Below are 18,762 nucleotides of genomic sequence, written 5' to 3'. Positions count from 1 at the left end.
GCGATGATGAGCAGCAAGAGGCAGCGCCCGGTCGTCACGGCCCTGTTGGCGACGACGATGATCGCCGGGCTGACAGCGGTTCCGGCAAAGGCGCAGCAGGCTGCTCCTCCGGCCGGCGCACCGACGCTGGCGCCGCCCGTTGCCCCGGCACCGGTGGGTACGATCCGCGCAATCAATGTCACCGGCACCCAGCGGCTGGAGCCGGACACGATCCTGTCCTACACCAAGCTGCGCGTCGGCCAGCCCTTCACCCAGGAAACGCTCGATCAGGGTCTGCGTGACCTGTACGAGACCGAACTGTTCGCCGACGTCCAGATCCGCAACGACAATGGCACGCTGACGGTCGAGGTGAAGGAAAACCCGGTCATCAACCGCATCGTGCTGGAAGGCAACAAGCGGCTGAAGGACGACAAGATCCGGCCCGAAATCAAGCTGGCCCCGCGCCAGATCTATACCCGTTCCAAGGTCCGCGCCGATGTGGCCCGCATCATCGAACTTTATCGTCGTCAGGGCCGCTTTGCCGCCAGCGTCGAACCCAAGATGGTGCAGCTCGACCAGAATCGCGTCGACATTGTCTTTGAAATTACCGAAGGGCCAAAGTCCAAGGTCCGCCAGATCAACATCATCGGCAATGACAAGTTCAAGGACGGCGAACTGCGCAGCCAGATGGTGACCAAGCAGTCACGCTGGTTCCGCATCTTTTCGTCGGGCACCAGCTATGATCCCGATCGCCTGGCCTATGACCAGCAGAAGCTGCGCCAATTCTACCTGACCGAAGGCTATGCCGATTTCCGGGTGATTTCGGCCGTTGCGGAACTGACGCCGGACAAGCAGGACTTCATCATCACCTATGTGGTGGAAGAAGGTGATCGCTACAAATTTGGCGATGTGAAGGTCGAATCCGACATTCGCGACCTGTCGGGCGATGGGCTGACCAAGCGCCTGCCGATGAAGAAGGGCGACTGGTATAACGCCAAGCTGGTCGAGGATACGGTCGATACGCTAAGCGAGACTGCCGGCCTGTTCGGCTATGCCTTTGCCGATGTGTCGCCCGATTTCCAGCGCGACAAGGATACGCTGACGATGGGGATCAATTTCCGCATCGCCAATGCGCCGCGCGTCTATGTCGAGCGGGTCGACATCAACGGTAATACGTTGACGCAGGACAAGGTGGTACGCCGCGAATTCCGTCTGGCCGAAGGGGACGCCTTCAACAGCTTCCTGGTCAAGCGGTCGAAGGACCGGATCAACTCGCTCGGCTTCTTCCAGGAGAAGCTGGACGTGGAGCAGAAGCCCGGTTCCGCGCCTGACCGGATCATCCTGGAAACCAATGTGCAGGAAAAATCGACCGGCGAATTGTCGCTGTCGGCCGGTTTCTCGTCGCTGGAACGCTTCATCGTGTCCGCATCGATCACCCAGCGCAATTTCCGCGGCAAGGGCCAGGAACTGCGCACGTCCGTCAATTATTCGGCCTATAGCAAGTCGGTCGAAGTCGGGTTCACCGAACCCTATTTCATGGACAAGAATATCGCGCTGGGCGGCGACATCTATCGCCGCGATCTCAACAGCTTCCGGTTCCTGGGCAACGGGACCAACAGTCGCGATACGACCTATGAACAGACGACCACCGGCTTTCAGATCCGGGCCGGCGTACCGATCACCGAATATATGTCGCTGGCGCTGCGTTACAGCCTCAATTTCGACGATGTGACGCTCGACAGGGCGACCTATTATTCCGATCCCGATGGCGCGGGTCCGCTGGCGGAGCGTTGCGATCCGCTGCTCGCCGGTCGCTATCTGTGCGATGCGATTGGCAAGCGCACGACATCGTCGCTGGGCTACTCGCTGATTTATGACACGCGCGACAACCGCATCCGCCCGACGCGGGGCAACAACGTGGTGCTAAGCCAGGATTTCGCGGGCCTGGGCGGCAGCGTGAAATATGTTCGCACGCGCGTCAACGCCTCCAAATTCTGGCCGCTGGGTGCGGGTTTCATCTTCTCCCTGTCGGGTGAGGGCGGCTACATTCATTCGCTGGAAGGTGAGCGGCTCGACCCGGACGGCAACCCGACCGAGCGCATCCGGCTGGTTGATCGGTTCTTCCTTGGCGAACCACAGTTCCGCGGCTTCAACATCCGCGGCGTGGGTCCGCGGGTGAAGCGTTACTTCCTCCAGGCCACGACCGATGAGAACAACAACATCACCGGCTATGACCGGGTCACTGGCCGGAACAACATCACCGACGACGCGCTGGGAGGTCGCATCTATTACCAGGCGCGGGCCGAAGTGGAGATACCGCTGGGATCGGGCGCGCGTGAAATGGGGCTGCGGCCGTCGATCTTTGTCGACGCAGGCGCGGTGGCCGGCATCAAGGATCCGGTGCTGATCAACGGCAATGGCAGCTTCGCCGGCTATTGCGACCCAACGGACAGCGCACCCACCGGATCGACGCGGGTGCGCGCCACCGGCACGGCGCGGTCGCCGGTCTGCGGCACCAATTTCACCTTCTCGGGCGGCAATTTCGAGGAAGAATATCTCGGCGACACGCTCAAGCCGCGCCTGTCGGTCGGCTTTGGCGTCAACTGGAACTCGCCCTTCGGCCCGTTCCGTATCGACATCGCCAAGGCGCTGCTGAAAGAACCAGGGGACGACACCAAGCTCATCACCTTCAACGTAGGGACTCAATTCTGATGAAGACCATTATCAAGGCTGCGGCGCTCGTTTTCGCGCCGATGACCGCCATTGCGCTGACCGCCGTTCCGGCCGCAGCCCAGTCCAAGATGGGCATTGCCGTCGCTGACCTGCAGCGCGCGGTCGGCACCAGCGCCGCCTATACCGTCGCCCGCACCCAGATGCAGACGACCTACAAGCCGCAGATCGATGCGTTCAACGCGCGCAAGACTGCGATCGACGCCGACCTCAAGACGAAGGGCGACGCGATCCAGAAGGCGCTGACCGCAGCGGGCAACAAGCCGACCCCGGCGATCGAAACCCAGTATCAGGCGTTCCAGCAGTCGCAGCAGAGCGCCCAGGCCGAACTGCAGCGCATGGGCCAGCCGATCGCGCTGGCCAATGCCTATGTCGAAGAACAGATCACGGCCAAGCTGTCCGACGCGCTGAAGGCTGCGATGGCGAAGGCGAAGGTCGATCTGGTGCTGGCCCCCGATGCGACCGTGTCCTATCAGCCGACCGTCGACATTACCGATGCCGTCGTGACCGAAATCAACGCGCTGGTGCCCAGCGTGTCGATCACGCCGCCGGCCGGCTGGCAGCCGGGCCGTCAGGGTCAGGCCGCAGCCCCGGCTGCCGCGCCTGCCAACCCGGCGCAGGCCCCCAAGTCGCGCTGATAGATAATGGCGGGAGAGGTTGAAACGATCAGCGCGCGTGGCCCGATGGATGTCCGTCGGGTCATGGCCGCGCTGCCGCATCGTTACCCGATGCTGCTGATCGACCGCGTGGTGTCGCTGGTGCCCAACCAGTCGATCCACGCGATCAAGGCGGTGTCGGTGAACGAACCCTTTTTTCAGGGCCATTTCCCGACCCGGCCGATCATGCCGGGCGTGCTGATCGTCGAAGCGATGGCGCAGGCGGCGGGCGTGCTGGCGGTGGAATCGATGAACCTGGCCGATTCGGGCAAGCTCGTCTATTTCATGAGCATCGACGGCGCGAAATTCCGGTCGCCGGTGGAGCCGGGCTGTCTGCTCGACCTGCATGTCGAAGTGACCCAGAATCGCGGCGCGATCTGCAAGTTTGCGGGCAAGGCGATGCTGGGCGACAAGCTGGCCGCAGAAGCACAGTTCGTCGCGATGATCAGCGACCCGCCCAAGGATTGAACTATTCCTGTCACCCCAGCGAAAGCTGGGGTCTCGCTTCCTCTGTTGCATGCGAAGAAAAGTGAGATCCCGGCTTCGCCGGGATGACGGACTATTGCCACAAGGCGTCAAACCCGCTAACGGCGCGCCTTCGCACTTTTCCCGCATCCACAGCCGGTCGGAACCGGCACATTACGGAGCACGACGCCATGAAGGCCGATATTCACCCCGACTACCACATGATCACCGTCCAGATGACCGACGGTACGACGTTCCAGACCCGTTCGACCTGGGGCAAGGAAGGCGACAAGATGGCGCTCGACATCGACCCCAAGTCGCATCCGGCATGGATCGGTGGCCAGCGTCAGCTGGATCAGGGCGGCCAGGTGGCGCGCTTCAACAAGCGCTTTGGCGGCCTGACGCTGAAGAAGTAATCGGCCTTACAAAGGCAGGAATGAAAAGGGCGCCCGCGAGGCGCCCTTTTTGTTGGTGGCGGAGATGGGTGGGTTGGGGACGGGCGGCTTTACAGGTGCAAGCACCGTATAGGAGGCATGAATCTCACCGTCACCCCAGCGAAGGCTGGGGTCTCAGGCGTAGATGCGCCACAGTCGGATAGGGCGCGGGGCGGCTACGCAATAAGCCAAGGGCGTTATCTCTATCGGCCTCCCAGCCGCCAACGCAGCGCGCGCCGAATATAATCGAAACGACACTGGCTCCGCTTTGAGGAAGAAGCCAATCCAGATTGGCGTGATATGTCAGACGTTATCTTCTGACGCCTGAGACCCCAGCCTTCGCTGGGGTGACGATCAAGGAAATGGCCGATTCCAAGTCACGGCGCAGCATATTCCGGCGGCAATTTCTGGTCGCTCCCGATCATCCCCCCCTGCAAGGGGAGGTGGATGGCCGTAGGCCAGACGGAGGGGTATCCGCCTCTCGATAGGGTGACACCCCTCCACCACTTCGTGGTCCCCCTCCCCTTGCAGGGGAGGAATGTGCGGGCGCTTCTGGTCGCCTCCTGTCCATCCGCTCTGCGCCCTCTAAGAGCGCGGCTTTTTCAGGCTGATCGATCCGCGTCCAGAAACGCCGCCACGTCGTCCAGCACGACATCTTTTGACAGGAAGGTCTGGCCGATGCCGCGGGCGAGGAGGAAGGGGAGGGTGCCGGCCGCCATTTTCTTGTCGTGGAGCATATGGCCGACCAGCGCCGCGCCGTTGGCGGTGACGTGGGCGGTGGCGAGATTGTGGGGCAGGCCGACGGCTTTGAGATGCGCGGTGACGCGATCGGCATCGGATTGGGGGCAAAGGCCGAGATGCGCGGAATAGCGGAAGGCGAGCGCCATGCCGGCCGCTACGCCCTCACCATGCAGCAGCGTGTCGCAAAAGCCTGTGTCGGCCTCCAGCGCGTGACCGAATGTGTGGCCAAGGTTGAGCAGGGCGCGGCGGCCAGACGTCTCGCGCTCGTCATCGGCGACGATCGCCGCTTTGGCGCGGACGCTGCGTTCGATCGCGATGGTGCGGGCTTCGGGATCTCCGGCCAGCAGCGCCTGCGCATTGGCTTCGCACCAGCCGAAGAAATCGGGATCGTCGATCAGGCCATATTTGACGACTTCGGCATAGCCCGCGCGGGTTTCGCGTTGGGGCAGGCTGTCGAGCGTCGACGGGTCGATCAGGACGAGGGCGGGCTGGTAGAAGCTGCCGATCAGATTCTTGCCTGCCGCCGTGTTGATCGCGGTCTTGCCGCCGACCGACGAATCGACCTGAGCCAGCAGCGTGGTGGGCACCTGGATGAAGTGGCAGCCGCGCTTGAGGATGGAGGCGGCAAAGCCCACGAGATCGCCGATCACGCCGCCGCCAAGCGCCACGACATGATCGCCGCGCTCAATCTCCAGCGCCAGCAGCGCGTCGAGCAATTGTTCCAGATGCCGCCAGCTTTTCGTCTGTTCGCCCGGCGGCAGGATGATCGGTTCCAGCGTCACATTTGCGGCGCGCAGGCTGGCGTCAAGCCGGGGAAGCTGGGCGGCGGCGACATGGGCGTCAGTGACGACGACGATCCGCCCCTTGCGCGCATAAGGGGCCAGGATGGCGCCAGCGCGGTCGAGCGCGCCCTGTTCCACGATGATGTCATAGCTGCGCGCGCCGAGCGCGACCGGGACTATTGCCATGCCGTCAGATGCTCCATGATGCGGTCGACCGTGATGTCGTGGGGTGCCGCGATACTCTTCACATGAATGGGGGCGAGCGCGTAAACCGGATTGCGGACCGCTGCCAGATCCGTCAGCACCGTGCGGGGATCGCGATCCTTGAGCAGGGGGCGGCCTTCGCGGCGCGACACGCGATCGACCAGCACGTCGATGTCGGCGTCCAGCCATATCGCGGTCGCCTGATCCAGGATCAGCGCGCGCGTGTCATCCTGCATGAAAGCGCCGCCGCCGGTCGCGATCACCTTGGGCGCGCCGTCCATCAGCCGGGCTATCACACGGCGTTCGCCGTCGCGGAAATGGGGTTCGCCATAGCGGGCGAAAATCTCCGTAATGGAAAGCCCGGCGGCTTTTTCAATCTCTTCATCGGCATCGACGAAAGCGACGCCAAGCCGCGCGGCAAGCCGCCGTCCGACGGTGGATTTGCCCACGCCCATCATGCCTACCAGGACGATGGGACCGCGCTTGGCGTGAGTAGCGGGGAATTTGCTGTTTCGCTGCATGGCGACCGGGGCTATACAGCCAGCCGTCACAGAGGCAAATCGCATCTTTCCCTGTCGTTTCGCATGATGGCGGGACCAGCCGTAGCAAGGACTCATGAAGAACAACCGCAATTTGAGCAGTTTTGAGGGCGCTGGCCGCCGTCGTGGTACGCGCCTGCCGATCCTGCCCATCATCCTGGTGGTGCTGGTCGTCGCGCTGCTGGCCTTCCTGTGGTCGCGCGGTGGCGAGCAGCCGCAGCAGCGTGTCGAGAAAGTCATCCCCGCCGAGAAGCTGGGCCAGTAACGCCCATGCGCAGGTCCGGGGGTAAGGCGAAATGGGCGTTCGGCAGCTTTGCGCTGGCATTGGCGCTGCCCGTCGTGGCGCAGCAGGCGCCCGAATCGCTGTTGCCGCCCGGTTTTGGCGACGCGCCCGAAACACCAGCGCCAGCCCCCGCGCGCCCCGCGCCCGCGCCAACGCCCGGCGGCGTGCCAGCCCCCGCGCTCAATCCCGCGACCCCGCCCGACCTGGCGCTGCTGCCGGATGAGGCGGCCAATGCCGCCGAAGAGGAACTGACGCCGGAAGAACTGGCGGCGCAGAAGGCCAAATATGACCTGCCCGAAACGGCGCGCCGCTCGCTGGACCGCATCGGCCCGCTGACGCCCGCGACGCGCGGGATGGAGCCGAACGCCTTTGGCAACCAGTCGGGCAAATTCCTCGCCACGCTGATGCAGCAGACCCATGCGCCGATCATGTCGCGCTGGGCCGCGATCCTGCTGCGGCGGGCGCTGTTGTCGGCGGTGGATACGCCGCGCGATATTGACGGGGCGGACTGGGTGGCCGAGCGCGCCTGGCTGCTGCTGCGCATGGGGGAGGCGGACAGCGCCCGGCTGTTGGTGCAGAGCGTCGATCCCGACCGCTATTCCCCGCGCCTCTATGCCATCGCGATGCAGACCTATCTGGCCAGCGCGGACCCGGCCGGTCTATGCCCGCTGTCGGAAGGGGCGCTGCGTTTCAGCAAGGAGCCGGGCTGGGACATGACGCGGGCGATCTGCCCGGCCTTGTCGGGCGATCAGGGGTCAGCCAGCGGTGCGCTCAACCAGGCGCAGCGGCGCGGCGTGGTGCGCGGCGTCGACTATCGGCTGGCGGAAAAGCTGGTCGGCACCGGCTTCAATGCGCGCCGTTCGGTGAAGATAGAATGGGACGGGGTCGATCGGCTGACCGCCTGGCGCTTTGGTCTGGCGACTGCGCTGAATGTCGAGATTCCCGACGCGCTATATGGCACGGTCGGAACGCATGTGCGGGCGTGGGAAGCGCGTGCGCCCGCGCTGGCGCCGGTGCAGCGCCAGCCGGCGGTCGACATCGCGGCGCGGCTTGGCGTGTTTTCCAACGCGGCGCTGGTTGATTTCTACAGTCAGTTGGCGGCCGATGGCGATGCGCCGACGGAGATTGCCGACCGGATCGACGCGCTGCGCACCGCCTATACCGGTGCGACGGTGGGCGCGCGGATCGGCGCGATGCAGACTTGGTGGCAGGATGGCGCACGGCCTGACTATGTCGGGCTGATCGCGACGGCGCGGGCAGCGGCGGCCCTGCCGGTCGCGCAGGCCGACGCGCGCGATGCCGCCAATCTGGTCGCGGCGATGATGACCGCCGGCTATGATCGCAATGCGGCGCGCTGGGCGCGGGCGCTGGGCCAAATCAATGGCGATGGCGCGGCGCAATTCTGGGGGCTGCTCGCCGTTGGTGCGCCAAGCCCGGTGGTCGACATCAACGAAGGCCGGATAACCGGCTATATTGGCGAAGCGGGGCCGCAGAAGGGCCGGATGCTGATCGCGGCGCTGGCGGGTCTGGCGCGGCTGTCGGCCAATGACATGGCGAGCCTGGCGCGTGATAATGGCGTCAATCTGGCCGCCAACAGCCGCTGGGCGCGCGCGATTGGCGCGGCGGCCCAGCGCGGCGAAAAGGGTACGGTCGCGCTGTTGGCGGCGGTGGGGATGCAGGGGAGCGACTGGAACCGCCTGTCGCCGGAGCATCTCTATCATATCGTCGCCGCGCTTCATCGCGTCGGGCTGGACCCTGAAGCGCGGATGATCGCGGCGGAGGCGATCACGCGGCTTTGATGGGTGACGATGATGCCCTGATCGACCGTTTTCTGGAAATGATGGCGGCGGAGCGGGGCGCGTCGCGCAACACCTTGCTGGCCTATCGCGCCGACCTGAACGGCGCGGGTGCACTGATTGGCGGCCTGGCCGGGGCAAGCAAGGAGGCGCTGGGCAGGCTGGCGGGCGAATGGGCGACGCTGGCGGCATCGTCCGTGGCGCGCAAGGCATCCGCGCTGCGGGCCTTTTACGGGTTTCTGGAAGAAGAAGGGCTGCGCGCGGATAATCCCGCCAGCGCGCTGCCGCGCCCGGTGATGCGGCGTCCATTGCCCAAGATTTTGTCGGGGGCCGAAGTCGATATGCTGTTCGCGCTGATCGCCGAGCGGCTGGCGGTGGCACATCCGGCGCCGGGCGATCTGCGGCTGTCGGCATTGATCGAGCTGCTGTACGGGTCGGGGCTGCGCGCGACCGAGCTCGTCTCCCTGTCGCGCCGGGCGCTGGCGGCGGATCGACCCTTCCTGATTTTGAAGGGGAAGGGCGGGCGCGAGCGGCTGGTGCCGATTTCCGACCGGGCGCGGGCCGCGGTTGCAAGCTGGCTGACGCATGTGCCGTCCGAAAGCGCCTGGCTGTTTCCGTCGGGGAAAAGCTATTTGAGCCGTATCCGCCTGTACCAGATCGTCAAGGCGCTGGCGGCGGCGGCGGGGATAGCGCCCGAACGGGTCAGCCCGCATGTGCTGCGCCACGCTTTCGCCACCCATTTGCTGGAGGGCGGGGCGGATTTGCGCGCGCTCCAGTCGATGCTGGGCCATGCGGACATCGGCACGACGCAAATCTATACCCATGTGGACAGCCGCCGCCTCGTCGAACTGGTCAACAGCCGCCACCCATTGGGGCAGATGGTGCCGAAAATGCCGCAGCCGCGCGTTGACGACGACGCTTCATCGCCCTAACGCCATGCGCCATGGTCAGCTTTCTGGAATTTGAAAAGCCCGTTGCCCAACTGGAAGCGCGCATTGTCGAACTGCGCGCCACTGCCAGCGTCGGCGACATCAATATCGACGGCGAAATCGCGACGCTGGAGCAGCGCGCGGCCAAAATGCTGGCCGATACCTATGCCAAATTGACGCCCTGGCAGAAGACGCAGGTGGCGCGTCATCCCGAACGTCCGCATTTCAAGGATTATGTCGCGGGCATGTTCGACAATTTCCTGCCGTTGGCGGGCGATCGCGCCTTTGCCGACGATCAGGCGATACTGGGCGGCTTTGCCACGCTGGGCGAGCGGCGGGTGATGGTGATCGGCCATGAGAAGGGCGACGATACCGCCAGCCGGGTGCGGCACAATTTCGGCATGGCCAAGCCCGAAGGCTATCGCAAGGCGATCCGCCTGATGGAACTGGCGGATCGGTTCGGCCTGCCGGTGGTCACGCTGGTGGATACGTCGGGCGCTTTCCCCGGCGTGCAGGCGGAAGAGCGCGGGCAGGCCGAAGCGATTGCGCGGTCGACCGAGGCGTGCCTGAAGCTGGGGGTGCCGATGGTGTCGGCCGTGGTGGGCGAAGGCGGTTCTGGCGGCGCGATCGCGCTGGCGGCGGCCAATCGCGTGCTGATGTTCGAACATGCCGTCTATTCCGTGATTTCCCCCGAAGGCTGCGCGTCGATCCTGTGGCGCACCGCCGACAAGGCGAGCGACGCGGCCACGGCGATGCAGGTGACGGCGCAGCATCTGAAAAATCTGGGCGTGATCGACACGATCGTGCCCGAACCAGTGGGCGGCGCGCATCGCGATCCGGTCGAGGCGATTGCCAGCCTGGGCGCGGCGATCGAGGCGGAACTGGCGGCGCTCGACGGGATGGATGCGTCGGCGCTGCGCACCGACAGGGCGAACAAATTTCTCGCCATCGGCGCTTGAACGACGCTTGACGGGGAACGCTCCGGCCTTTCTTCTCGTTACGATGCGGTAATTGAGGAGGAATTCAGGGGATGAACTGGAAGTTGTCTCTGGCATGCGCCGGAGTGGGCATGGCCGCGCTGGCGGCTGCGCCTGCCGTCGTGGGCCAGCAGCGTGCCATACGCACCACGTCGTCGATCAGCGCGCAGGATAAGGCGAGCGGGGCCAAGCAGCATCCTGAACTGCTCAAGGAATTTGGCGGCGCCTATGCAGGGCCGCAGGCGCGCTATGTCGAGAGCGTGGGGCGTCGCATCGCGGTGCAATCCGGCCTGTCCAACGCGCAGAGCGATTTTACCGTCACGCTGCTCAATTCGCCGGTCAACAACGCCTTCGCGATTCCTGGCGGCTATGTCTATGTCACGCGCCAGTTGATGGCGCTGATGAATGATGAGGCGGAACTGGCCGGGGTGCTGGGGCATGAAGTCGGCCATGTCGCGGCCCGCCATGGCCAGCGGCGGCAACAGGCGGCGCAGCGCAATGCGATCGGCGGCGCCTTGCTGGGCGTTCTGACTGGTGCGTTGCTGGGCGATTCGGGCTTTGCCGGGCTGATTCAGAAAGGGATCGGCACGGGCAGCCAGTTGCTGACGCTGCGATTTTCACGCACGCAGGAATATGAGGCCGACGATCTGGGCATTCGTTACCTGGCGTCGGGCGGCTATGATCCGCGCGCTTTATCGGGGATGCTGGCGTCACTGGCGGCGCAGAGCAATCTGGATGCGCGGGTTACGGGCAGTGCGCGGACCATGCCGGAATGGGCGAGCACCCATCCCGACCCCGCATCGCGCGTCGCGCGCGCGTCCAAAGGCGCAGCGAACAGCGGATCGAAGAGCGTGGTGCGTAACCGGGAAGCCTTCCTCAATGCGCTTGACGGCCTGCTCTATGGCGATGATCCCCGGCAGGGCGTGATAGAGGGTAACCGCTTTCGCCATCCCGACCTCCGCCTGAGCTTCACCGCGCCGACCGGATTTGGCATGGAAAATAGCGCGGATGCGGTTTCGGTGACGGGATCTGGCGGGCAAGCGCAATTTGGCGCGGCGCCCTATTCCGGCAATCTGGCGGCCTATATCGACAATGTCTTTGCGAAACTGGGCGGCGCCAATGGCAGCGTGCCGGAAGGTGAGGCGCGCCGCACGACGATCAACGGTCTGCCTGCCGCGTGGCGCACCGTGCGTGCCAACAGCCAGTCGGGTGCAGTCGATGCGACTGTTTTCGCTTATGATTTTGGCGATGGGAAGGCCTACCACTTTCTGTTGTTGACAGCAGCGGGACAGGGCATCGGCCCGTTCAACACCATGGTCCAGTCGGTCCAGCGCCTGTCACCGCAGGAAGCTGCTGCCATCAAGCCCCGCCGGGTCGATGTCTTGACGGTCAAGGCGGGCGATACTGTCCAGTCGCTCAGCCGGCGCATGGCCTATAGCGATTATCAGCTGGAGCGTTTTCTGACGATCAACGCGCTGGCAGCGAATGCATCGCTGCGACCAGGGCAGCGCGTGAAGATCGTCACCTGGTAAAGTCAAACGAAAAGGGGCGGCGAAGTTGCCTTCGCCGCCCCCTGTTTCGACAATGTGTCGGGCTTACTTCAGGTTGCCCGAAACGTTGTTGAAGGTGCCGCTGAGCTTCGTGCCCAGGCTGGTCATCGCGCCAATGGCAGCGACGGCGATCAGAGCCGCGATCAGGCCATATTCAATGGCGGTCGCGCCCTTTTCGTTCTTCAGCATCTTACGGATGAACTGCATGTGATGTCTCCTTGTCTTGAAACTGCGTTTAACTACCCGGCCGCCCCGCTCAAATTGATGTGGTCAGCAAGGAATGAATTAGAGAAGGTCAGTTGAAAAACGGTTAATGGGGATCGAACGGCTGTCAGATATTGATGGTTAACGGGACGTTACTTCATGGGCCACGTTGTTCCACATGCCTGTCGTCTTATTTGCGACGTTCGTCAGAGCAGTGATCATGGCGAGCACAACCATGGCGATAATCAGGCCATATTCGACCGCGGTCGCCCCACGTTCGCATCGTATGAGCCCCAAGCGGGCGATGATTTCGATGAACCCGCGCATATGGCTTCCAGTTCGCTACAGACAGTCCCGCATAGACCTGTAAAAGACGCGCGGTTAACAAAGCCCTTTCATCGGACCTTTATGGACAGTTTTTCGCCTTTATGGGTGGTGGCCGCCGCCCTGATCGACGCGGACGGCCGCGTTCTTGTGCAGCAAAGACCGCCTGGTCGGGCGATGGCAGGGCTATGGGAGTTTCCCGGCGGCAAGCTGGAACCCGGTGAAACGCCCGAAGCGGCGCTGATCCGCGAGTTGGAGGAGGAACTGGGTATCCGCACCCATGCCAGTTGCCTGGCGCCCGCAACCTTTGCGAGCGAGCCGCTGGGCGACAGGCATTTGCTGCTGCTGCTCTATGTCTGCCGGAAATGGGAAGGTGTGGCGCAGGCGCGCCATGCCACCGCGCTGCAATGGGTGCGCCCCGCGCAGATGTACGGACTGGATATGCCACCCGCCGACCTGCCGCTGATCGGGATATTGGAGGCTTTGCTCTAAGGGGGAGGGGACGGCGCCCCCTCCCGGCGACATAAGTCAGCCCTCGGCCGGCTTGCTCTGTAGCTGGACGTAATTCTGGATGCCCATGCGCTCGATCATTTCGAACTGGGTTTCCAGCGTATCGATATGCTCCTCCTCGCTTTCGAGGATATATTGGAACAGGTCGCGGGTCACATAATCGCGAATCGATTCGCAATAGGCGATCCCATCCTTGAGCGGGGGCAGCGCTTCATATTCCAGCGCCAGGTCGGCCTTCAATATTTCCTCGACCGTTTCGCCGATCTTGAGGCGGCCAAGCAGCTGAAAATTGGGCAGACCGTCGAGGAAGAGGATGCGCTCCGCCAGCTTGTCGGCGTGCTTCATCTCGTCGATCGATTCCTCATATTCAAACTTGGCGAGCTTTTCGACGCCCCAGTGATTGAGGATGCGATAGTGCAGGAAATATTGATTGATCGCGGTCAGCTCATTTTTGAGGACCTCGTTCAGATAGTCGATGACCTTCGGGTCGCCTTTCATGGCGGATACTCCGGCTTGGGGGGGATTAAGGCCGGACTATAGGCGTCGGGTTCGTTGCTGTTAAGCCAAAAAACCTTGATATTCCGCCATTTTATCGTCCGCTATTGCGCCGGCTTCGCGATCGGCAAGTGCGGATGATTTGCAATGCTATCAGGCCGAGGCGCGTTCCGCGGCGATGATCGTGCGGGCGAAGGGAACGCACTGGCCGCATTTGGGGCGACGGCCAAAGCGCGCATAGGCGCTGCAGGGCGTGTCGGCGCCATCGCGCACAGCTTCCTTCAAGTCCTTTTCACGAATGGCATTGCAAACACAGACGACCATCGAGACACTCTCCTGATAGGGAGAGAGATAGCGCAGATGATAATAGGTCGCAATAGTAATCAGCTGCTCTTGCGAATCTTTTGCGGTTGGCCGCGGATCAGGCTGCGCCAGAGCCATTCCACCGGGCCAACGGCGAATCGCGACAGCCAAAGCGGCGACCAGAGCAGCATCAACGCCCAGGCGCCCAGCACGAAGGGCAGGAGCAGGGCGGGGCGGACATGGCCGAACAAGCCCAGCCCCCAGCCATAGAAGAGCGAGGTCATGAGCAGGGTGGATCCCAGATAATTGCTGAGCGTCATTCGCCCGGTGGCAGCCAGGCGGGCGACCAGCGGGTGATTGCGATGACGGGCAAGCAGCCACAGGATGAGCGCGGCCCAGCCCACGGCAAGCGGTATGCGGAAGGGGAAGGACCAGAGCAGGACGGTGCCGAAAGCAGGTAACGGGGCAAAGCCACTGGCGATGATCCAGATGGCAAGGCCGATCATCGGTGGCAGGCCGATGAGAAAGCAATGGCGCGCGGTGCGCCAATATTGATCGGCAGGCCAGCGGCCCGTGAGAAAGCCGCCCTTGAGCATCGCCATGCCCAGCAGCATGAAGCCCAGCACGTCCAGGGCGGTGAACATGAAACCCCAGAACCATTCGCCGGGGAAAGAAGCGAGCTTGTGCGACAGGATCGTACCGAAGCCGCTGCGATAGGTGGCGATGTCCGCGCGGACGCCGGGGCTGGCCGGGTCCGCCAGCGATGCCATGAAGGTCGCAAAGCCGTTGCGCGTGGCCGTTCCCGCGCCGGGCAAGGCGGCGGCATGGCCCCAGGCATAGAGGGTGGCGAGAAAGGCGGCACAGATCAGGAAGTGAAAAAGGAAGATCAGGAAAGCGCTTTTGACGAGCGCCATGGGTTCCTGTCGCACGAAGCCGAGCGCCACCAGACTGACGACCGCATAGATCGCCAATATGTCCCCCACCAGAGCAGCAGATAATGGGCCATGCCTATGACGAACAGCCAGCCTGCGCGGATCATCTGGCTGCGGCGGCCGTCACGCCCGGCCATTTCCTCCCGGTCGATCAGCAACAGCATCGACGCGCCGAACAGCATGGCGAACAGCGCGCGCATCTTGCCGTCGAACAGAATCAGGCTGCTCATCCAGAAAGCGATGTCGCCAATGCCGAGCGGCCCCGATGCCGCCGGGTTGAAATAGGCGGATTGGGGCTGGGCGAAGGCCGTGATGTTCATCCACAGGATGCCCATCACCGCGCAACCGCGCAGCACGTCCATGGCGGGGATACGGGGGGATGTCATGACGCTTCCTTGAAGGGGACTGGTCAGCGGCGCAAGCCTCTGCCAAGGCGCGTAGCCATGATTGATGGCTCCAGGCAATGGCGCAAGCAACGGATCAGCGACGCCTTCGGCGCGGCGGCGGCGCATTATGATGACCATGCCGGGCCGCAGCGGCTGGCGGCGGCGCTGGTGGCAGAGTTGGCCCAGCGGCAAAAGCCCGATGGGATCACGCGGATATTGGAAATTGGTTGCGGCACCGGGTTCCTGACGCGCGACATTCAGGCGCGCTGGCCGGGCGCAGAGATGGTCGTGACCGACCTGTCGCCAGGGATGCTGGAACAGGCCGCGTCCGCAGGCCATGTCGCGGGGCGGTTCCTGACGATGGACGGGGAAGCGCCGATCTTCGACGGGCCATGGTTCGACCTGATCGTGTCCAGCCTGGCGTTCCAATGGTTCGATGATCTGGCGAGCGGCATTGCGCGGCTGGCGGAGCTGTTGCGGCCGGGCGGGAGCCTGATTTTCTCGACCATGGGGCAGGGCAGCTTTGCCCGCTGGCGGGCCGCGCACGCGCGGTGCGGACTGGTGGCTGGCGTGCCGGATTATCCGACGCTGGACGACTTGCGCGCTATGCTGGCGCGCTTTGGCGACGCCTTCGCCTTTGACGAGGAGTATGCGCTGGATTGCGGCGGCGCGCGGGGGCTGATCGCCCATTTGCGCGGGATTGGCGCGGTGGTGCCGGGCGAAGGGCGCGCGCCGCTATCGCCGGGCGATTTGCGGCGGGTGATGGCCGCATTCGAGGCTGAAGGCAGCAATGATAGCTATCAGGTTCTGTTTGGACGGGTGACGCGAGGCGTGGCGTGATCCGGCAGGCGTTCAAAACCTAATCCGATAGCGAGATCGTCCCAGTGCGGGTTCAATTCCTCAATCATGCTGATTTTCCAGGCGCGGTTCCATTTTTTCAAGCGTTTCTCGCGGAGGATAGCTTCATCCATCGTGCCGTGCTGCTCGAACCACATGAGGCGGTTTACGCCGTAATCACGGGTGAAGCCGGGGACTGCACTGGTGCGATGCTGGTGGAGGCGGGCGATGAGGTCTGATGTAACGCCGATATAGAGGGTGCCGTTGCGTTGGCTGGCCAGGATATAGACGCAAGGCTGGCGGATTCGCATGGCGTGATTTTAACAATAGCCGTCGTTCCCACGGAAGTGGGAACCCATGTTGCACCGAACGGTAGGCGCGGGGGTACGCTACGGGCGGGCGCGTTGCGCGCCGATTGTATCCAGGTGCGTAACGGGCGTTGGGTCCCCGCGTCCGCGGGGACGACGGGGGTTTGGGATTAAAGTTCGCTGTCCATCAGCTTGGGGAAGAAGCCTTCATGCGCGGCGCGCAGGTCGGTGAGGGGGACGCCGGCAACGGTCGATCCGCCGGTGGTGCCGATACGGATTGCGCCCGGAATGTCGATGCCTGGTGATGCGGTGACGACATAGCGGCCCTGATCTTCGCCAAAGGCGGCGGCGGTGGAGAGCGTGTCGTCGAGCTGCGCGCCGATTTTGCCCGCCAGCGCCATTTCGGCGATCGTGACGATCAGGCCGCCATCGGCAATATCATGAACGGCATTGACCGAACCCGATGCGACCAGGGTGCGGATCATGTCGGCATTGGCGCGCTCGGCAGCCAGATCGACCTTGGGTGCTTCACCCGCTTCACGACCGGCGATTTCGCGCAGCCAGATCGACTGGCCCAGATGCGTGCCCAAAGCGCCTTCTGGCCCCCCGATCAGCCAGATGGCGTCGCCTTCATTCTTGAACGCGACCGTCGCCATCACATCGACGTCCGCCAGCAAGCCGATCCCGCCAATTGCGGGCGTAGGCAGAATCGCGCTGCCGCCGCCGGTCGCCTTGCTTTCGTTATAGAGCGACACGTTGCCGCTCACGATCGGGAAGTCCAATGCGCGGCAGGCGTCGCCCATCCCGTCAAGGCAGCCGGTCAGCTGTGCCATGATTTCGGGGCGCTGGGGGTTGGCGAAGTTGAGGCAGTTGGTCACGGCCAGCGGCTTTGCGCCGACCGCGCTCAGGTTGCGATAGCATTCGGCAATCGCCTGCTTGCCGCCTTCATAGGGGTCTGCATAGCAATAGCGCGGGGTGCAATCGGTGCTGATCGCAATGCCTTTGCTGGAGCCGTGGACGCGAACCACGGCCGCATCGCCGCCGGGGCGCTGGACTGTGTCCGCGCCGACCATATGGTCATATTGTTCCCAGATCCAGCGGCGGCTGGCGATGTCGGGGCTGCCCATCAGCGTGATGAGGTCCGCGCCGATGTCGGTGGATTCGGGGATGTCGCCGAGCGGCTGGACGCCCGACCAGGCCTTATAGTCGTCCACCGGCATGGAGGGGCGATCATAGAGCGGGGCGTCGTCCGCCAGCGGAGCCAGCGGAATGTCGCACACGGTTTCGCCATGATGGACCAGGACCATGCGACCCGTGTCGGTGACTTCGCCGATCACCGCGAAATCCAGCTCCCATTTGTGGAAAATGGCCTCTGCAAAGGCTTCGCGGCCCGGCTTCAAGACCATCAACATGCGCTCCTGGCTTTCGGAGAGCATCATTTCATAGGCAGTCATGCCGGTTTCGCGCTGCGGCACGGCATCCATGTTGAGGAGCAGGCCGACGCCGCCCTTCGACGCCATTTCGACGCTGGAGGAGGTGAGGCCCGCCGCGCCCATATCCTGAATAGCGACGATCGCGTCGGACGCCATCAGTTCAAGGCAGGCTTCGATCAGCAGCTTTTCGGTGAAGGGATCGCCGACCTGCACGGTCGGGCGCTTGGCGTCGGCATCGTCGCCGAAATCGGCGCTGGCCATGGTCGCGCCATGGATGCCGTCGCGGCCGGTCTTGGAGCCGACATAGACGATGGAGTTGCCAACGCCGGATGCTGCCGAATAGAAAATCTTGTCGGTGTCCGCGATGCCCACGGTCATGGCGTTGACCAGGATATTGCCGTCATAGGCGGGGTGGAAATTGACTTCGCCGCCCACGGTGGGCACGCCGACGCAATTGCCATAGCCGCCAATGCCGCGCACGACGCCGCTGATCAGGTGGCGCATCTTGGGATGATCGGGCCGACCGAAGCGCAGCGCGTTCATATTGGCGACCGGGCGCGCGCCCATGGTGAACACGTCGCGCAAAATGCCGCCAACGCCGGTCGCTGCACCCTGATAGGGTTCAATATAGCTGGGATGGTTGTGGCTCTCCATCTTGAAGATCGCCGCCTGACCATCGCCAATATCGACCACGCCTGCATTCTCGCCGGGGCCGCAAATGACCTGCGGGCCAGTGGTCGGCAGCTTCATCAGGTGGATCTTGGAGCTTTTATAGCTGCAATGTTCCGACCACATGACCGAGAATATGCCCAGTTCCGTGAGGTTCGGTTCGCGGCCGATCGCTTTCAGGACGCGGTCATATTCTTCCGGGCTGAGGCCATGTTCGGCGACGATTTCCGGGGTGATGTGGGGAGCGGTGCTGGACATGTGCGCGCCTTTAGCGGGGCGGCGCAGGATTCACAATG

19 protein-coding genes and 1 pseudogene are annotated in these 18,762 nt (G+C 63.7%); 11 read left to right on the top strand and 9 right to left on the bottom strand.

The window, feature by feature from the left end; genetic code table 11:
* The first annotated feature begins 3 nt into the window (after window positions 1-3).
* The 4 genes from bamA (at window position 4) to rpmE (ending at window position 4,246) form a co-directional block, all read left to right on the top strand.
* Window positions 4-2,691 carry an outer membrane protein assembly factor BamA gene (gene bamA, locus CJD35_RS01490; protein WP_026002325.1) on the top strand — a complete coding sequence of 896 codons (2,688 nt, stop codon included), beginning with the start codon at window positions 4-6 and terminating at the stop codon, window positions 2,689-2,691.
* The gene (locus tag CJD35_RS01485) at window positions 2,691-3,347 is read left to right on the top strand and encodes an OmpH family outer membrane protein (RefSeq protein ID WP_017182801.1); all 657 of its coding nucleotides are present in this window, start codon (window positions 2,691-2,693) and stop codon (window positions 3,345-3,347) included. Before bamA ends, CJD35_RS01485 begins: the two co-directional genes overlap by 1 nt.
* A 6-nt stretch (window positions 3,348-3,353) precedes the next feature.
* A complete protein-coding gene (gene fabZ, locus CJD35_RS01480) occupies window positions 3,354-3,833 on the top strand; it encodes a 3-hydroxyacyl-ACP dehydratase FabZ (RefSeq protein ID WP_026002326.1) in 480 nt (159 codons plus the stop codon).
* Window positions 3,834-4,021: 188 nt separating this feature from the next.
* Window positions 4,022-4,246 carry a 50S ribosomal protein L31 gene (rpmE, locus tag CJD35_RS01475; RefSeq protein WP_006954711.1) on the top strand — a complete coding sequence of 75 codons (225 nt, stop codon included), beginning with the start codon at window positions 4,022-4,024 and terminating at the stop codon, window positions 4,244-4,246.
* A 620-nt stretch (window positions 4,247-4,866) separates the two neighbouring features.
* Here rpmE and aroB read toward each other — a convergent pair.
* Both aroB and CJD35_RS01460 read right to left on the bottom strand, forming a co-directional pair.
* On the bottom strand, window positions 4,867-5,973 hold the full coding sequence (gene aroB, locus CJD35_RS01465) for a 3-dehydroquinate synthase (protein ID WP_017182804.1): 1,107 nt from the start codon (window positions 5,971-5,973) through the stop codon (window positions 4,867-4,869).
* The gene (locus tag CJD35_RS01460) at window positions 5,964-6,512 is read right to left on the bottom strand and encodes a shikimate kinase (RefSeq protein WP_017182805.1); all 549 of its coding nucleotides are present in this window, start codon (window positions 6,510-6,512) and stop codon (window positions 5,964-5,966) included. The genes aroB and CJD35_RS01460 overlap by 10 nt, the downstream gene beginning before the upstream one ends.
* A 94-nt stretch (window positions 6,513-6,606) precedes the next feature.
* Here CJD35_RS01460 and CJD35_RS01455 point away from each other — a divergent pair, with 94 nt between their 5' ends.
* The 5 genes from CJD35_RS01455 to CJD35_RS01435 all read left to right on the top strand — a co-directional run bounded on the left by CJD35_RS01455 (window position 6,607) and on the right by CJD35_RS01435 (window position 12,047).
* The gene (locus CJD35_RS01455; protein ID WP_017182806.1) at window positions 6,607-6,795 is read left to right on the top strand and encodes a hypothetical protein; all 189 of its coding nucleotides are present in this window, start codon (window positions 6,607-6,609) and stop codon (window positions 6,793-6,795) included.
* A gap of 5 nt (window positions 6,796-6,800) precedes the next feature.
* Window positions 6,801-8,612 (top strand): hypothetical protein, encoded by a 1,812-nt coding sequence (locus CJD35_RS01450; protein WP_017182807.1) that lies wholly within the window; start codon window positions 6,801-6,803, stop codon window positions 8,610-8,612.
* Entirely contained in the window at window positions 8,612-9,541 is a 930-nt protein-coding gene (locus CJD35_RS01445) for a tyrosine recombinase (protein ID WP_017182808.1), read from the top strand. Before CJD35_RS01450 ends, CJD35_RS01445 begins: the two co-directional genes overlap by 1 nt.
* Window positions 9,542-9,552: 11 nt before the next feature.
* On the top strand, window positions 9,553-10,497 hold the full coding sequence (locus CJD35_RS01440; RefSeq protein ID WP_095686742.1) for an acetyl-CoA carboxylase carboxyltransferase subunit alpha: 945 nt from the start codon (window positions 9,553-9,555) through the stop codon (window positions 10,495-10,497).
* Window positions 10,498-10,568: 71 nt separating this feature from the next.
* Window positions 10,569-12,047, top strand: a complete 1,479-nt coding sequence (locus tag CJD35_RS01435; protein WP_026002327.1) for a M48 family metalloprotease — start codon at window positions 10,569-10,571, stop codon at window positions 12,045-12,047.
* Between the two features lie 63 nt (window positions 12,048-12,110).
* Here the strand turns inward: CJD35_RS01435 and CJD35_RS01430 are convergent, their stop codons facing one another.
* Both CJD35_RS01430 and CJD35_RS01425 read right to left on the bottom strand, forming a co-directional pair.
* Entirely contained in the window at window positions 12,111-12,272 is a 162-nt protein-coding gene (locus tag CJD35_RS01430) for a Flp family type IVb pilin (RefSeq protein WP_017182811.1), read from the bottom strand.
* Window positions 12,273-12,410: 138 nt separating this feature from the next.
* Window positions 12,411-12,596, bottom strand: a complete 186-nt coding sequence (locus CJD35_RS01425; protein ID WP_017182812.1) for a Flp family type IVb pilin — start codon at window positions 12,594-12,596, stop codon at window positions 12,411-12,413.
* Window positions 12,597-12,677: 81 nt separating this feature from the next.
* On the opposite strand from CJD35_RS01425, the gene CJD35_RS01420 reads away from it, so the two are divergent.
* On the top strand, window positions 12,678-13,085 hold the full coding sequence (locus CJD35_RS01420; RefSeq protein ID WP_017182813.1) for a (deoxy)nucleoside triphosphate pyrophosphohydrolase: 408 nt from the start codon (window positions 12,678-12,680) through the stop codon (window positions 13,083-13,085).
* 36 nt (window positions 13,086-13,121) lie between these two features.
* Here CJD35_RS01420 and bfr read toward each other — a convergent pair whose 3' ends face one another.
* The 3 genes and pseudogenes from bfr to CJD35_RS01405 all read right to left on the bottom strand — a co-directional run bounded on the left by bfr (window position 13,122) and on the right by CJD35_RS01405 (window position 15,195).
* Window positions 13,122-13,601, bottom strand: coding sequence for a bacterioferritin (bfr, locus tag CJD35_RS01415; protein WP_017182814.1), 480 nt, complete (start codon window positions 13,599-13,601; stop codon window positions 13,122-13,124).
* A gap of 150 nt (window positions 13,602-13,751) precedes the next feature.
* A complete protein-coding gene (locus tag CJD35_RS01410) occupies window positions 13,752-13,922 on the bottom strand; it encodes a (2Fe-2S)-binding protein (RefSeq protein WP_017182815.1) in 171 nt (56 codons plus the stop codon).
* Window positions 13,923-13,981: 59 nt separating this feature from the next.
* Window positions 13,982-15,195, bottom strand: a pseudogene (locus CJD35_RS01405) (DUF418 domain-containing protein).
* 81 nt (window positions 15,196-15,276) lie between these two features.
* Here CJD35_RS01405 and CJD35_RS01400 point away from each other — a divergent pair.
* Entirely contained in the window at window positions 15,277-16,059 is a 783-nt protein-coding gene (locus CJD35_RS01400) for a methyltransferase domain-containing protein (RefSeq protein WP_017182817.1), read from the top strand.
* On the opposite strand, the gene CJD35_RS01395 is transcribed toward CJD35_RS01400, so the two are convergent.
* The gene (locus tag CJD35_RS01395; protein WP_081490909.1) at window positions 16,020-16,367 is read right to left on the bottom strand and encodes a GIY-YIG nuclease family protein; all 348 of its coding nucleotides are present in this window, start codon (window positions 16,365-16,367) and stop codon (window positions 16,020-16,022) included. The genes CJD35_RS01400 and CJD35_RS01395 overlap by 40 nt on opposite strands.
* Before the next feature lie 167 nt (window positions 16,368-16,534).
* Window positions 16,535-18,724 carry a phosphoribosylformylglycinamidine synthase subunit PurL gene (gene purL, locus CJD35_RS01390; RefSeq protein ID WP_017182819.1) on the bottom strand — a complete coding sequence of 730 codons (2,190 nt, stop codon included), beginning with the start codon at window positions 18,722-18,724 and terminating at the stop codon, window positions 16,535-16,537.
* Window positions 18,725-18,762 lie beyond the last annotated feature (38 nt).

This window comes from Sphingobium xenophagum (genome assembly GCF_002288285.1).
Taxonomy (GTDB): Bacteria; Pseudomonadota; Alphaproteobacteria; order Sphingomonadales; family Sphingomonadaceae; genus Sphingobium; species Sphingobium xenophagum.
The sequence above is the reverse complement of the archived record's forward strand: the minus strand, read 5'-3'. Positions and strand labels throughout refer to the sequence as shown.

What these genes read in the sequence shown, in the direction of transcription:
- bamA (WP_026002325.1), top strand. Translation starts at nt 4, where the DNA reads ATGATGAGCAGCAAGAGGCAGCGCCCGGTCGTCACGGCCCTGTTGGCG.
- CJD35_RS01485 (WP_017182801.1), top strand. Translation starts at nt 2,691, where the DNA reads ATGAAGACCATTATCAAGGCTGCGGCGCTCGTTTTCGCGCCGATGACC.
- fabZ (WP_026002326.1), top strand. Translation starts at nt 3,354, where the DNA reads ATGGCGGGAGAGGTTGAAACGATCAGCGCGCGTGGCCCGATGGATGTC.
- rpmE (WP_006954711.1), top strand. Translation starts at nt 4,022, where the DNA reads ATGAAGGCCGATATTCACCCCGACTACCACATGATCACCGTCCAGATG.
- aroB (WP_017182804.1), bottom strand. Translation starts at nt 5,973, where the DNA reads ATGGCAATAGTCCCGGTCGCGCTCGGCGCGCGCAGCTATGACATCATC.
- CJD35_RS01460 (WP_017182805.1), bottom strand. Translation starts at nt 6,512, where the DNA reads ATGCAGCGAAACAGCAAATTCCCCGCTACTCACGCCAAGCGCGGTCCC.
- CJD35_RS01455 (WP_017182806.1), top strand. Translation starts at nt 6,607, where the DNA reads ATGAAGAACAACCGCAATTTGAGCAGTTTTGAGGGCGCTGGCCGCCGT.
- CJD35_RS01450 (WP_017182807.1), top strand. Translation starts at nt 6,801, where the DNA reads ATGCGCAGGTCCGGGGGTAAGGCGAAATGGGCGTTCGGCAGCTTTGCG.
- CJD35_RS01445 (WP_017182808.1), top strand. Translation starts at nt 8,612, where the DNA reads ATGGGTGACGATGATGCCCTGATCGACCGTTTTCTGGAAATGATGGCG.
- CJD35_RS01440 (WP_095686742.1), top strand. Translation starts at nt 9,553, where the DNA reads ATGGTCAGCTTTCTGGAATTTGAAAAGCCCGTTGCCCAACTGGAAGCG.
- CJD35_RS01435 (WP_026002327.1), top strand. Translation starts at nt 10,569, where the DNA reads ATGAACTGGAAGTTGTCTCTGGCATGCGCCGGAGTGGGCATGGCCGCG.
- CJD35_RS01430 (WP_017182811.1), bottom strand. Translation starts at nt 12,272, where the DNA reads ATGCAGTTCATCCGTAAGATGCTGAAGAACGAAAAGGGCGCGACCGCC.
- CJD35_RS01425 (WP_017182812.1), bottom strand. Translation starts at nt 12,596, where the DNA reads ATGCGCGGGTTCATCGAAATCATCGCCCGCTTGGGGCTCATACGATGC.
- CJD35_RS01420 (WP_017182813.1), top strand. Translation starts at nt 12,678, where the DNA reads ATGGACAGTTTTTCGCCTTTATGGGTGGTGGCCGCCGCCCTGATCGAC.
- bfr (WP_017182814.1), bottom strand. Translation starts at nt 13,601, where the DNA reads ATGAAAGGCGACCCGAAGGTCATCGACTATCTGAACGAGGTCCTCAAA.
- CJD35_RS01410 (WP_017182815.1), bottom strand. Translation starts at nt 13,922, where the DNA reads ATGGTCGTCTGTGTTTGCAATGCCATTCGTGAAAAGGACTTGAAGGAA.
- CJD35_RS01400 (WP_017182817.1), top strand. Translation starts at nt 15,277, where the DNA reads ATGATTGATGGCTCCAGGCAATGGCGCAAGCAACGGATCAGCGACGCC.
- CJD35_RS01395 (WP_081490909.1), bottom strand. Translation starts at nt 16,367, where the DNA reads ATGCGAATCCGCCAGCCTTGCGTCTATATCCTGGCCAGCCAACGCAAC.
- purL (WP_017182819.1), bottom strand. Translation starts at nt 18,724, where the DNA reads ATGTCCAGCACCGCTCCCCACATCACCCCGGAAATCGTCGCCGAACAT.